This is a genomic window from Fusicatenibacter saccharivorans, from assembly GCF_027667425.1.
Classification (GTDB): Bacteria; Bacillota; Clostridia; order Lachnospirales; family Lachnospiraceae; genus Fusicatenibacter; species Fusicatenibacter saccharivorans.
Window position 1 is genome coordinate 146,434 of sequence record NZ_JAQEGR010000004.1, and the last position, 13,931, is coordinate 160,364.

Genomic DNA, 13,931 nt, shown 5'->3' on the forward strand with positions numbered 1-13,931 from the left:
TTGTGAGGTGAAGAAACTGGTTTTTCCAGATCATAGTGCTACTCCTTTTGTAATCATAATTTTTTATCAGAATACCACCGGAAACGGAAAAAGTCAAAGAAAAATTTTGACAAAAATAAAAAAAACTATTGACTTTCAAGTATACTTTAATGCTACAATTTTTTCAACAATACTGAGGAAACGAAGGTTTTCTGCGGAAAAGAAAGGGGATATTTTAACATGAGTGTAGATGTAACAAAAATGCCGAAATTAGGATTTGGCATGATGCGCCTTCCGGAGAAGGACGGAGAACTGGATTTGGAGCAGATCTGTAAAATGGTCGATGCGTACCTTGCCTCCGGAATGAACTATTTTGACACCGCCTATATGTACTGCGGCGGAAAATCGGAGAGCATCGTGAAAAAAGCGCTGGTAGAGCGTCATCCGAGAGAAAGCTTTACTCTGACAACCAAACTTCCGCAGTGGATGATGGACGAGGGCATCGAAGGCCGTGACCGCATTTTCAACGATCAGCTCGCGCGCACCGGAGCAGGCTACTTTGATTATTACCTGCTGCATAGCGTAGAAGACGGCGCAAACTATGAAGGCTATGTGAAATACGACTGTTTCAACTGGGCCAAGAAGAAAAAAGAAGAGGGACTGATCAAACACTTTGGTTTCTCCTTCCACGGAACGCCGGAGCTGCTTGACAAGATTCTCTCCGAGCATCCGGAGGTTGAAATTGTCCAGATCCAGATGAACTATGCTGACTGGGACAATCCGCTGATCCAGTCCGGACGTCTGTATGAGGTGCTTCGGAAATACGATATGCCGTTCCTTGTTATGGAGCCGGTAAAGGGCGGTTCCCTTGCATCAGCAGGCAAAGAGATTGAAGCAGAGATGAAACGCGTTCATCCGGATGCATCGATTGCGTCCTGGGCACTCCGCTTTGCGGCTTCCCTCCCGGGTGTTGCAACCGTGCTCTCCGGTATGTCAAACGAGGAACAGATGGAGGATAATATCAAAACCTTCCGAAATTTTGTACTGTTAAACGAGGAAGAAAAAGCAGTGATCGCCAAAGCACAGGAAGCGCTGAAAAAGAGTCCGGCGGTTCCATGTACCGCCTGTCGTTACTGCTGCGACGGATGTCCGATGGGAATCGCGATTCCGGATGTGTTCAAGGCATTGAATACCATCCGCCTGTATGGAGAAGAAGACCGCGCGAAAAATTATTATAAAAAGCTGCTGGAAACATCGGGAAAAGCAGAAGACTGCGTGCAGTGCGGTCAGTGTGAGAGTGTATGCCCGCAGCATCTGCCGATCATTGACCTGTTAAAAGAAGCGTCCGAAAAGCTTGACGTGCCGGTGACGGAATAAGAGGATTGCGAATATCCGCTTTTGCATATGCTTTAGAAAAAGGCTCCCCGGAATACTCTGAAAAAAGAGTATTCCGGGGAGCCTTTTTTTCTATGGGAAATCTTGTTGGAATTTCCTGCGGAGAAAAAGATCCTTTGGGCAGGATTGCACTGCGCGGAAAAAATGTGCCACTTGCGAGAGATGTGACGGAGCGGTTTACGACCGGAAAAATGGAATGTAAAAAAGAAAAAACTCATGTTTTACATAAACTTAACATCTCTGAGATTTTGCATTTTACACGCCGTTGTTATGATGAAACCTGTAAAAACGAAATGTAAAAAACGTCGGGATTGCGATTTTACAAAATAGAAATCACAAAAATCCCGTGTGAAAAGAGGAGAAAAGAATATTATGAAGAGAAAAGTAATTGCAATCACCTTAACCGCAATGATGGCTGCAGGAATGCTTGCAGGATGTGGAAGCAGCGATAGCAGCAGTTCTTCCACAGCAGACACTACAAAAGAGGCTTCTGCAACAGAGGCAGATGGCAGCACAGACGGTGACAGCACCGCAGCAGGCGGAGATTTTTCCGGACAGATCAGCGTGATCTCCCGTGAGGATGGTTCCGGTACCAGAGGTGCATTCATCGAGCTGTTCGGTGTAGAAGAGAAAAACGATGCAGGTGAGAAAGTGGATAATACCACCGTTGATGCACAGATCACCAACAATACTTCCGTTATGATGAGCACAGTGGCAGGTAACCAGTACGCAATCGGTTATATCTCCCTTGGATCCTTAAATGATGAAGTCAAAGCACTGAAAATCGACGGAGCAGAGGCAAGCGCAGAGAACGTAGAAAACGGTTCCTATAAAGTAAGCCGTCCGTTCAACATTGTAACAAAAGACGGTCTTTCCGCAGATGCGCAGGATTTCATGGACTACATCTTAAGCACCGACGGACAGCAGGTTGTTTCAGATGACGGATATATTGCAATCAAAGATACCAAAGCCTACGAAGGAAGCTGCAGCGGTGAAAAGGTTGTGGTAGCAGGATCTTCCTCTGTAACACCACTGATGGAAAAATTAAAAGAGGCTTATACAAAAGTAAATTCAAACGCTAACATCGAAGTACAGCAGAGCGACTCCACAACAGGTATCACTTCCGCAAGCGACGGTCTCTGCGACATCGGTATGGCATCCCGTGACTTAAAGGATGAGGAGAAATCCTCAGGGCTTACCGCAACCGTAATCGCAACCGACGGTATTGCTGTCATCGTAAACAAAGAGAACCCGACCGATGGGCTGACCAGCGATCAGGTAAAGAGCATCTATGTTGGCGACACAACCGACTGGGCAGATGTAAAATAAAGAATGTATAAAGCAATGGAAAAAGAAGTAAGGGCGAACAATGGAAAATCGCTCTTACTTCCGTATCCGAAAATGTTCAGAAAAAGAAGCTGTCTTTCGGAACGTGCTTGAAAAAGCAGTTCGTAAGAAAAAAACGAAAGTCTTTTTCAAACACGCTCCGCGAAACAATGAAAGGAAAGGATTTATCTTATGAAACTAAGAGAAACAATCATGAAAATTGTATTTCTGATTGCAGCATGCTGCTCCGTGCTGGCTGTTGCACTGATCTGCATTTTCCTGTTTATGAATGGCGTTCCTGCCATTTTTAAAATCGGACCGCTGAAATTTTTGACCGGTACCATGTGGAAACCGGGAAACAACATTTTCGGCATCCTGCCGATGATTGTCGGCAGTATCTGCGTGACCGGTCTTGCAATCCTGATGGGTGTGCCGGTTGCCATTCTTACTTCGGTGTTTCTTTCTCGTTACTGTCCGAAAAAGTTTTACGGCATCTGCAAATCAGGTATTAACCTGATGGCCGGTATTCCGTCTATCGTATATGGATTTTTCGGACTGGTTGTGATCGTCCCGTTGATGGCACAGCTGACCGGCAAAAACGGAAACACAATGCTGACGGCATCTATTCTTCTGGCCGTTATGATTCTTCCGACCGTGGTCGGTGTAACAGAATCCGCCATTACAAGTGTTCCGGAATCCTACTATGAAGCAAGCCTTGGCCTTGGTGCAACGCATTCCCAGAGCGTTTTCTTTGCAGTTGTTCCGGCGGCAAAATCCGGAATCCTGGCAGGTATCGTGCTTGGCATCGGACGTGCCATCGGAGAGACGATGGCAGTGATTATGATTGCCGGAAACCAGCCTCGTATGCCAAAAGGAATCACAGAAGGCCTTCGTACCATGACAGCCAATATTGTACTGGAGATGGGATATGCATCCGGACTTCACCGGGAAGCGCTGATTGCAACGGGTGTTGTGCTGTTTGTCTTTATCCTGCTGATCAATTTATCGGTGTCTATGCTGAACCGGAGGGTACATTATGGTGATTAAAGGAAATGGAGCTGTAAATACAATGGAAGCTGTAAAAATAAATACAAAAGAAAAAGAAAGAACAAAGGTTACGTATCACAAAAGTGTTTTTTCCTCCGTGCTGACCGGAATTACCTGGGGAGCAGCCATTCTTGCACTTGCCGTTCTGGTTTTCCTGGTTGGATTCATTCTGATTCGTGGCGTGAAAAACCTGACACTGGAGCAGTTTGCCTGGACCTATAATACAGAGAATGTTACGATGCTTCCGGCGATCATCAACACTGTTACGATGACGGTACTTTCCCTTCTGCTTGCTGCGCCCCTCGGCATTTTCTCGGCGATTTATCTGGTTGAATATGCCAACAAACGCGGAAAACTGGTTGGGCTGATCCGGATTACGGCAGAGACCCTTTCCGGTATTCCGTCGATTGTTTACGGTTTGTTCGGTATGCTGTTTTTTACGAAAACCCTGAAAATGGGATACTCGATGATGTCCGGTGCCTGTACCCTTGCCATCATGATTCTTCCGCTGATTATGCGAACAGCAGAAGAAGCCTTAAAATCGGTTCCGGATTCCTATCGGGAAGCAAGCTTTGGACTGGGAGCCGGAAAGCTTCGTACGATTTTTAAAATTGTTCTTCCATCTGCCGTACCCGGCATTCTTTCCGGTGTCATTCTTGCGACAGGCCGTGTCGTAGGAGAGACGGCAGCGCTTCTTTTCACAGCAGGAACGATTGCAAAGGTGGCAGGCCTTATGGATTCCGGCCGTACCCTTGCCGTTCATATGTATGCACTTTCCAGTGAAGGCCTTTATATGAATCAGATGTATGCAACCGGCGTCATCCTGATGCTGATTGTCCTTCTGATCAACGGCTGTTCCGGAATGATTGCGAAGAAAATTGCAAAGAAATAAAAGAGAGACGAGGAAAAAACATGAGCAAAATAGATGTATCCAATATGGATCTTTATTACGGAGACTTTCATGCATTAAAAAATATCAACTTGAGCATTGATGCCAATGAAGTGACGGCTTTTATCGGACCTTCCGGCTGTGGTAAATCGACCCTGTTAAAATCCATCAACAGAATGAATGATCTCGTTCCGGGCTGCCGGATCACCGGTGAAATGCTGTTGGACGGAGAAAACATCTACGGCGGAAAAATGGATGTCAACGGACTCCGAAAACGGGTCGGCATGGTATTCCAGAAACCAAATCCGTTCCCGATGAGCATTTACGACAATATTGCCTATGGCCCCAGAACCCATGGTGTCCGTTCCAAAGCGAAGCTGGATGATATTGTGGAGCAGTCTCTTCGACAGGCGGCAATCTGGGATGAGGTGAAGGACCGTTTGAAGAAAAGCGCACTTGGCATGTCCGGCGGACAACAGCAGCGTCTTTGCATTGCGCGTGCTCTTGCCGTACAGCCGGAGGTTCTTCTGATGGACGAACCAACCTCAGCACTGGATCCGATTTCTACTTCCAAAATCGAAGATCTTGCGGTAGAATTGAAAAAAGATTATACTATTGTCATGGTAACCCACAATATGCAGCAGGCAGCCAGAATTTCCGACAAAACCGCATTTTTCCTGTTAGGCGAGGTAGTAGAATACGGAGAGACCGAACAGATCTTCTCCATGCCGAAGGATAAACGGACAGAGGATTACATTACAGGGAGGTTTGGCTGATATGAGGGAAAGATTTGAGCAGCAGATGGAAATTCTGCACACGGAGCTGATTGAGCTTGGCGCACTCTGCGAGCAGGCAATCGGACGGACGTATGAGGTTCTGCTGGAGGGAAACCAGAGAGCGGCAGAAGAGATTATCAAAAAAGACCAGGTTGTCGATGCGAAAGAACGGGAGATCGAGGATCTCTGCTTCCGCATCATTTTACAGCAGCAGCCGGTAGCACGTGATCTGCGTCAGGTATCTGCGGCATTAAAAATGATTACCGATATGGAGCGGATCGGAGACCAGGCAGCAGATATTGCGGATATCGTAAAAGTAACGAGTCTTGATGTGCCGGATGCAAGCATCCGTCTGAAGGATATGGCGAAAGCAACAGCTTCTATGGTAACAAAATGCATCGATGCATACGTTAAGCAGGATCTGAAGCTTGCACGGGAGGTTATCGATTCCGATGATATCGTGGATGATCTTTTTGACGAGGTAAAGGATGAAATTCTGCAGGGTATGCGAAAGGGAATTACCACAGATGTCCAGTCTCTGGACTATCTGATGATTGCAAAATATTATGAAAGAATCGGTGACCATGCAACAAACATTGCGGAATGGGTTGTGTACTCCATTAACGGTCACCATAAAGGGGAATAACAGATGATCTACTGCGTGGAAGATGAAAGAAATATACGGGAACTGATCGTATACACACTGGAATCGAGTGGTTTTACCGCAAGAGGCCTGGAAAGCGGAAAAGAGCTGAATGCAGCTATTGCAGAACAGCTTCCGGACCTGATCCTTCTGGATATCATGCTTCCGGGAGAGGATGGGCTTGAAATTCTTTCACGCCTCAAAGCATCGGAAGTAACAAAAGAAATTCCGGTCATTATGGTAACGGCAAAGGGCGCTGAATATGATAAGGTCATGGGTCTGGACTGCGGAGCAGATGACTATATTACCAAGCCGTTTGGTATGATGGAATTTATCGCAAGGGTACGTGCCGTGCTGCGTCGCGCCGGAAAAGAAGAGAAGGAAAACGATGTGCTGGAGACCGGGGATCTGCAGATTCAGGTAAAGCAGCACCAGGTTCTGGCCAAGGGGGAGAAGGTTACCCTGACCTTAAAAGAGTTTGAACTGCTGAAATTTTTAATGGAAAATAAAGGAATTGTCCTTACGAGAGACCGTCTGCTCGGCCATGTCTGGGGCTATGATTTTGACGGAGAAACCCGTACGGTAGACGTTCATGTGCGTACACTCCGCCAGAAGCTGGGCGAATGCGGCGAGCTGATCGAGACGGTCCGCGGCGTGGGATACCGGATAGGAGGCTGAGAAAGTAAGATGCGTAAAAAAGTCTTTCAACATGCGGGAGCGTTGATTATCGCTGCGATTATCCTGACTTTTTTCACCATGAGCTGGGCAATGTACAACAATACGGCGGAGCAGCTTCGTGTTTCGGTGAGAAATGAATGTGAGTATTACAGGTATTTTCTGGACAAGATGGGTGATGACAGTCTGGATAAACCGGCCGGCAAGATTACGGCAAGCCGGGTTACCCTGATTGACACGGACGGAACCGTTCTGTTTGATTCGGTCGAGGATGAGAACATGATGGGAAACCATTCCGGGCGGCCGGAGGTGATTGAGGCGGAAAAGACCGGGGAAAGCAATATTTCCCGTTATTCCGAGACCCTGCGGAGCAAAACATATTATACGGCATTGCGCCTGGACAATGGAAAAATCATCCGTGTTTCCCTGACAACAGACAGTGTGTTCGGTGTGATGCTGCGGAATATATGGCTGGTGGTTGTACTGATTGCGGCAGTCCTTGTCGTGGAGCTGCTGATGGTCAGCCATATGACAAAGGCGCTTGTAAAGCCGATCAATGAGATTGATCTGAATCATCCGCTGGACAACAAAGCGTATGAGGAATTGAGTCCGCTGCTTGGAAGAATTCATCAGCAGCAGAAGCAGATTCAGCAGCAGATGGAGGAGCTCCGCCATAATCAGGAGGAGTATCTTGCCATCACGGAATATATGAAGGATGGTCTGATCGTGACAAACCAGTCGGTCGTACTTTCCATCAACCGTTCGGCACAGAATCTGTTTGATGTGACAGCGGAGGAGTGCATTAACCACAATATCGTGACAGTCAGCCGCAACGAGCAGCTGAAGGAGGCACTGGATCATGCGCTGGAGGGCAGTTCCGAGGAACGGATGCTGGAGATAAATGGAAGAGTCTATCAGCTTCTTGCAAATCCGGTGCGTGTGGACCGTGTTGTATCCGGTGCGGTCATCCTGGTGCTGGATGTGACGGAAAAACAGAAAGCCGAGGTGATGCGCCGTGAGTTTTCTGCCAATGTGTCACATGAGCTGAAAACACCGCTGATGTCGATTTCCGGATATGCGGAGATCATCGAAAATAACATGGTAAAACCGGAGGATATTCCCAAATTTGCGGGCAGAATCCACAGTGAGGCGAGCCGGTTAAGCTCTCTTGTCGAGGATATTATCAAGCTGTCCAGACTGGACGAAAACGACCAGTCAATCCCGATGGAGGAAGTGGATCTGATGCAGATCTGCCGTGATGTCGAGGGACATCTTTCCATACGGGCAAAGGAGCAGCAGGTGAAGATGACACTGAGAGGAGAGAGCTGCCGGATCAAAGGTGCACGGCAGGTTCTTTATGAGATGATCTACAATCTCTGCGACAATGCGATCAAGTACAACCGCAGGGACGGTGAGGTCGAAGTGACGGTTTCCCGCGGAAGAAACGGACGGGCAGTGGTATCTGTGGCAGATACCGGAATCGGAATTGCAAAGGAAGATCAGGAGCGGATCTTTGAACGGTTCTATCGTGTAGATAAGAGTCATTCCCGTGAAACGGGAGGTACGGGACTTGGACTTTCCATTGTGAAGCATGGAGCGATTCTTCATGATGCGAAGATTAAAATTGAGAGTACACTTGGAACCGGAACAAAGATTATTCTGGAGTTTTAAGTGAAAAACAGATACCGCAAAAGACAGCATGCGGGGACAGAACCTATATGGGAGGCTTGAAAAATTCATGATTTTTAAGTGACCAAAGCGGTTCCGTCCCCGCATGCTGTCTTTTTATGTATGGCTTTGCATCGTTACAAAAATGCAAATTCGTTGTTTTGAATAAACAGAGTATTCAATATTTGGTAAATATGATAAGGGGGTTGGGGGTTGTTTTTTGATGCAGAGTATGGTATTGTAAATATAACGAGTTCCGGAAACGTTACCGACACCGTTTCCGGAAATACAGACGAGATACCGACAGCCCTGTTTTTACGAAACAAAATGAGCTGGCTATAGGGGTTGCATAAGTTAAAATTTGCTGCGTATCCGTGAACAGGAATTATGTATTTGTGGGGTCGGATGGATAGAAAAAACGACAAGGAGAAAGGGTTAAAAAATGAGAGCAAGTGGTATTTTACTTCCGGTAGCTTCGCTGCCGTCCCGATATGGAATCGGATGTTTTTCGAAAGAAGCATATGAATTTGTGGATCGCCTGGAGGAGGCCGGCCAGAGCTACTGGCAGATTCTTCCACTTGGACCGACGGGATATGGAGATTCGCCGTACCAGTCGTTCTCTACTTTTGCAGGAAATCCATATTTTATTGATCTGGAGACCCTGGTAAAAGAGGGACTTCTGACAGAAGAAGAGTGTGATGCGTGCGATTTCGGTGACAATGCAGAGTATATTGATTACGAAAAGATTTATCTGTCCCGTTTCAAAGTACTCAGAAAAGCATTTGAAAGATTTGCGGCAGATGACGTATATGATGCATTTGTATCGGAAAATGGTTACTGGCTGGAAGATTATGCGCTGTATATGGCGATTAAGGATGCACTCGGCGGAATCAGCTGGAGTGAGTGGCCGGCAGAATTAAAGGACAGAGAAGAAGCAGCACTGAATCAGAAACGGGAAGAACTTGCCGAGGAGATTGCATTTTACAAATTCCAGCAGTTTATGTTCCTGAAACAGTGGAAAGCACTGAAAGCTTACGCAAATGAAAAGGGTATCCGTATTATCGGTGATATTCCGATTTATGTTGCATTTGACAGCGCCGACACCTGGGCAAATCCGGTTCTGTTCCAGTTTGATGAGGACAACCAGCCAAAAGCAGTTGCCGGATGCCCGCCGGATGCGTTCTCCGCAACCGGACAGCTCTGGGGCAACCCGTTATACAGATGGGATTACCATAAGAGCACAGGTTATGCATGGTGGCTGTTACGTCTGGCTCACGTGTTTAAACTGTACGATACTGTCCGCATCGACCATTTCCGCGGATTTGATGAATATTATTCCATCCCATTCGGTGATCAGACGGCAGAGCGCGGCCACTGGGAAAAAGGACCGGGCATGGATCTATTCAACACCGTCAAAGAAAAGCTCGGCGATGTGGATGTCATCGCAGAAGACCTGGGATATCTTACCGAGAGCGTGATCGAAATGGTGAAAGAATCCGGCTATCCGGGTATGAAGGTGCTGCAGTTTGCTTTTGACTCCCGTGAGGAGAGCGATTATCTGCCACACAATTACGAGAAAAACTGTGTTGTCTACACCGGAACGCACGACAATGATACCATTCTTGGATGGTATTATGTCATGAGTGAGGAAGACCGCGAATTCTCCAAAGAGTATATGGGAAATGCAAAGAGTACCGACGAGGAACTCCCGTGGGATTTCATTCGCATGTCAATGGAGAGCGTGGCAAATCTGGCTGTCACTCCGATGCAGGAATTTTTAGGTCTTGGAACGGAGGCAAGAATCAACTATCCGTCCACACTTGGAAATAACTGGAAATGGCGCCTGCTTCCGGGACAGTTTACACCGGAAATGGCAAAGAGAATTCATCGGCTGACACAGATTACAGCACGTATTGCAAAATAAAAATACGCGCCGGAGAGAAAGCAAAACAGGCCGGGAAAACAAGCCGGAAGAGATTCCGGCAGAACAGGTACAGAGTTTAAAGGAGAGGCCTGCAGAATATGGAACAGGTAACAATCAGGGACATTGCCCGCAAATGTAAGGTAGGCGTGAGTACCGTATCGAGAGCGATGAACAATCATCCGGACATCAATCCGGAAACAAAAGAGATGATTTTAAAGGTGATTGCTGAATCGAATTACGTACCGAACAACAGTGCCAGAAACCTGAAGCGGTCGAATGCCAAAGCGATTGCCATTCTGGTAAAAGGCATGGACAACATGTTCTTCAACAACATGATCAGTGTGATTGAAGAGGTTGTGCGAAAAAAGAAATACGCCTGCATTATTGAGCGAGTAGAGGAAAAGGCAAATGAGGTAGACTCCGCGATCGAGATCGTCAAAGAAAAACGGCTGCGCGGCATCATTTTCCTGGGCGGAAACTTTACGCATCCGCATGAGAAAATGGCGCAGATCCCGGTTCCGTATGTAATCAGTACAATCGGGGCGGTTTCAGACGGAGGAAAACCGTGCGCGAGCGTATCGGTCGATGACTACAGGGAAAGCTACAAGATGGTAGATTATCTCTGCAGCATTGGGCACCGGCGCATTGCCATCATTACCGCCTGCGAGGACGACATCAGTATCGGACGCCTCCGTCTGAATGCGTACCGCCAGGCTTTACTGGATCATGGGATACCTTATGACCCTGATCTGGTATTTCATATGACGAAGGACGATACGTACTCTTTCGCCACAGGGTACAAGATAACAAAAGAAATTCTGGAAAAAAAGACGGAGTTTTCCGCACTGTATGCCACCGCGGATACGCTGGCAATCGGTGCGTGCCGTGCCTTAAAAGAGGCAGGGCTTACCGTGCCGGATGACATTTCCGTCGCCGGATTTGACGGAATTGATGCGGGAGAGTATTATATACCCAGTATCACAACGATCCGCCAGCCGGTGGAGCAGCTTGCCGCAGAGACGGCGAAGATGCTGTTTTCCTTAATTTCAGGAAAAGAAGAACCCTGCAGCAAAGTATACGATGGGGAACTCGTCGTAAGGGAATCCACAAAGTCGCGGATCGCGCAGCAGTAAAATATTTGCTGTTTCGCTGCCCCCAAAAGTGATTCAGAAGTGAACCGTCCCATTCAGGGAAAAGCTTTGAATGGAACTGCGAAAGCTGCCAATTGCAGGAAATCTGGAATGGCAGCGCAACTAAATGACACTGTGGGAATTTATCCACAGCAATACGAGGAGAAAAAAATGGAAGAAAGAATTCAGGCAATCTTAAAAGAGCGTTTTGGAAGAGATCTGGACAACTGCACAAAGAGCGAAATCTTTGAAGCCCTGATGGTTATCACCAAACAGGAGATGGCAGGTCGCAAAAGAAACACCGGAAGTAAGAAGCTGTATTATATTTCAGCAGAGTTTCTGATCGGAAAACTGCTGTCCAATAACCTGATTAACCTTGGCATGTACGAGGAAGTTGAAAAAGCACTTGCAGCTCACGGAAGAGAGCTGACCGAGATCGAGGAGATGGAAATGGAGCCGTCCCTTGGAAACGGAGGTCTCGGCCGTCTGGCAGCATGCTTCCTTGATTCTATCGCAACGCTTGGCCTGCCGGGAGACGGTATCGGCCTTAATTATCACTTCGGTCTGTTCCGCCAGCTTCTGGTCGACCACAAACAGAAAGAAGTGAAAAATCCATGGATCACAAATGAGAGCTGGCTCGTCAGACAGCCGGTATCCTTTGCAGTTCCGTATAAAAACTTCACAATGCATTCTACCCTGTATGATATCGACGTACCGGGTTACAACAATGGCTGTAACCGTCTGCATCTGTTCGATGTAGATACGGTAGACGAGAGTATCGTTCCATCAGACAGCATCAACTTTGACAAGCATCAGATCCAGAAAAACCTGACACTGTTCCTCTACCCGGATGACAGCGACCGTGCCGGACAGCTGCTTCGTATCTACCAGCAGTATTTCATGGTCAGCAACGGCGCACAGTTCATCCTGATGGAGTGCGAGCAGAAGGGCTACGATCTGCATAAGCTGTATGATCACGTTGTGATCCAGATCAACGATACTCATCCGTCCATGGTCATTCCGGAGCTGATCCGTCTGCTGCAGGAGAGAGGCTTTACCATGCAGGAAGCCATCGATGTTGTAAGCAAGACCTGTGCTTACACCAACCACACCATCCTGGCAGAGGCACTGGAAAAATGGCCGATCGATTACCTCGAGGAGGTTGTTCCGCACCTGATGCCGATTATCCACGAGCTGGACGCACAGGCAAAGAAGAAATACAAAGATGAGAAAGTAGCGATCATCGACAAGGATCAGCGCGTCCACATGGCACACATGGATATCCACTACGGATTTTCTGTTAACGGCGTTGCAGCACTGCACACCGAGATCCTGAAAAACTCCGAGCTGAAACCGTTCTACGATATTTATCCGGAGAAATTCAACAACAAGACAAACGGAATCACTTTCCGCCGCTGGCTGCTGCACTGCAACCGTGAACTGGCACAGTATATCGAGAGCCTGATCGGACCGGGATTCAAAAAAGATGCCGACGAGCTGGAAAAACTGCTCAAATACAAAGACAACAAGAAGGTTCTTGCAAAACTTGAGGAGATCAAACACAACCGCAAACTGGATCTCAAACAGTTCCTGTATGAGACACAGAATATCGCGCTGGATGAAAATTCCATCATCGATGTACAGGTAAAACGTCTTCATGAGTACAAACGCCAGCAGATGAACGCCCTGTACGCTATTTACAAATACATGGATATCAAGAGCGGCAACAAGCCGAAAACCCCGATCACCATGGTATTCGGTGCAAAGGCTGCACCGGCTTATATCATCGCAAAAGATATCATCCATCTGATCCTGTGCCTGCAGGAGCTGATTGATAACGATCCTGAGGTAAGCCCGTACTTCAAAGTGATTATGCTTGAGAACTACAACGTATCAAAAGCTGCAAAGGTGATCCCGGCAGCAGATATCTCCGAGCAGATCTCCCTGGCATCCAAAGAGGCTTCCGGAACCGGAAACATGAAATTCATGCTGAACGGTGCCCTGACGCTTGGAACAGAAGACGGTGCAAACGTTGAGATTGGCGATCTTGTCGGAAAAGAGAACATCTACATCTTCGGAAAGAAACCGCAGGATGTCATCGACCTGTACGCAGATGCTGCTTACTGCTCAAAAGACATCTATGACGAAGATCCGGAGATTGCAAAGCTGGTTGATTTCATCGTCAGCGATGAGCTTCTTGCTATCGGCGACAAGGTTTGCCTGGAGAGACTCTACAAAGAGATCTTGAACAAAGACTGGTTCATGACGCTGCTCGACCTGAAAGAGTATATCAAGACAAAAGAAAGAGTATACAAAGACTACGAGAACAAAGATGCATGGAACAAGAAGTGCCTGATCAACATCGCAAAAGCAGGCTTCTTCTCCTCCGACCGTACCATTGCACAGTACAACGAGGATATCTGGCATCTGGCATAAGTGCAGAACATGCATACAAAACGCCGCCGCAGACGATTCGGTT

11 protein-coding genes are annotated in these 13,931 nt (G+C 47.3%); all 11 read left to right on the forward strand.

Translation table 11 applies throughout. The features are described 5' to 3' along the window. The first annotated feature begins 219 nt into the window (after positions 1 to 219). The 11 genes from PGS38_RS05240 (at position 220) to PGS38_RS05290 (ending at position 13,888) form a co-directional block, all read left to right on the forward strand. Positions 220 to 1,356 (forward strand): aldo/keto reductase, encoded by a 1,137-nt coding sequence (locus PGS38_RS05240; protein ID WP_243108917.1) that lies wholly within the window; start codon positions 220 to 222, stop codon positions 1,354 to 1,356. A 390-nt stretch (positions 1,357 to 1,746) separates the two neighbouring features. Next, positions 1,747 to 2,703: a substrate-binding domain-containing protein gene (locus PGS38_RS05245; protein WP_118697652.1), complete on the forward strand. Its 957-nt coding sequence runs from the start codon at positions 1,747 to 1,749 to the stop codon at positions 2,701 to 2,703. A gap of 189 nt (positions 2,704 to 2,892) precedes the next feature. Next, positions 2,893 to 3,747: a phosphate ABC transporter permease subunit PstC gene (gene pstC / locus PGS38_RS05250; RefSeq protein ID WP_442859837.1), complete on the forward strand. Its 855-nt coding sequence runs from the start codon at positions 2,893 to 2,895 to the stop codon at positions 3,745 to 3,747. Beyond that, on the forward strand, positions 3,737 to 4,639 hold the full coding sequence (pstA, locus tag PGS38_RS05255) for a phosphate ABC transporter permease PstA (protein WP_242857201.1): 903 nt from the start codon (positions 3,737 to 3,739) through the stop codon (positions 4,637 to 4,639). Before pstC ends, pstA begins: the two co-directional genes overlap by 11 nt. Positions 4,640 to 4,659: 20 nt before the next feature. Continuing rightward, positions 4,660 to 5,412, forward strand: coding sequence for a phosphate ABC transporter ATP-binding protein PstB (gene pstB / locus PGS38_RS05260; protein ID WP_022462256.1), 753 nt, complete (start codon positions 4,660 to 4,662; stop codon positions 5,410 to 5,412). Position 5,413: 1 nt separating this feature from the next. Continuing rightward, on the forward strand, positions 5,414 to 6,058 hold the full coding sequence (gene phoU / locus PGS38_RS05265; protein ID WP_117804708.1) for a phosphate signaling complex protein PhoU: 645 nt from the start codon (positions 5,414 to 5,416) through the stop codon (positions 6,056 to 6,058). Between the two features lie 3 nt (positions 6,059 to 6,061). Then, positions 6,062 to 6,733, forward strand: coding sequence for a winged helix-turn-helix domain-containing protein (locus PGS38_RS05270; protein ID WP_022462258.1), 672 nt, complete (start codon positions 6,062 to 6,064; stop codon positions 6,731 to 6,733). A 9-nt stretch (positions 6,734 to 6,742) separates the two neighbouring features. Next, on the forward strand, positions 6,743 to 8,401 hold the full coding sequence (locus PGS38_RS05275) for a sensor histidine kinase (RefSeq protein WP_118594997.1): 1,659 nt from the start codon (positions 6,743 to 6,745) through the stop codon (positions 8,399 to 8,401). 439 nt (positions 8,402 to 8,840) lie between these two features. Next, a complete protein-coding gene (gene malQ / locus PGS38_RS05280) occupies positions 8,841 to 10,322 on the forward strand; it encodes a 4-alpha-glucanotransferase (protein ID WP_118594995.1) in 1,482 nt (493 codons plus the stop codon). Between the two features lie 98 nt (positions 10,323 to 10,420). Continuing rightward, complete coding sequence (locus tag PGS38_RS05285) at positions 10,421 to 11,455, forward strand: LacI family DNA-binding transcriptional regulator (protein ID WP_055227979.1); 1,035 nt, start codon at positions 10,421 to 10,423, stop codon at positions 11,453 to 11,455. Positions 11,456 to 11,623: 168 nt separating this feature from the next. Next, the gene (locus tag PGS38_RS05290; RefSeq protein WP_055227980.1) at positions 11,624 to 13,888 is read left to right on the forward strand and encodes a glycogen/starch/alpha-glucan phosphorylase; all 2,265 of its coding nucleotides are present in this window, start codon (positions 11,624 to 11,626) and stop codon (positions 13,886 to 13,888) included. Positions 13,889 to 13,931: the final 43 nt, after the last annotated feature.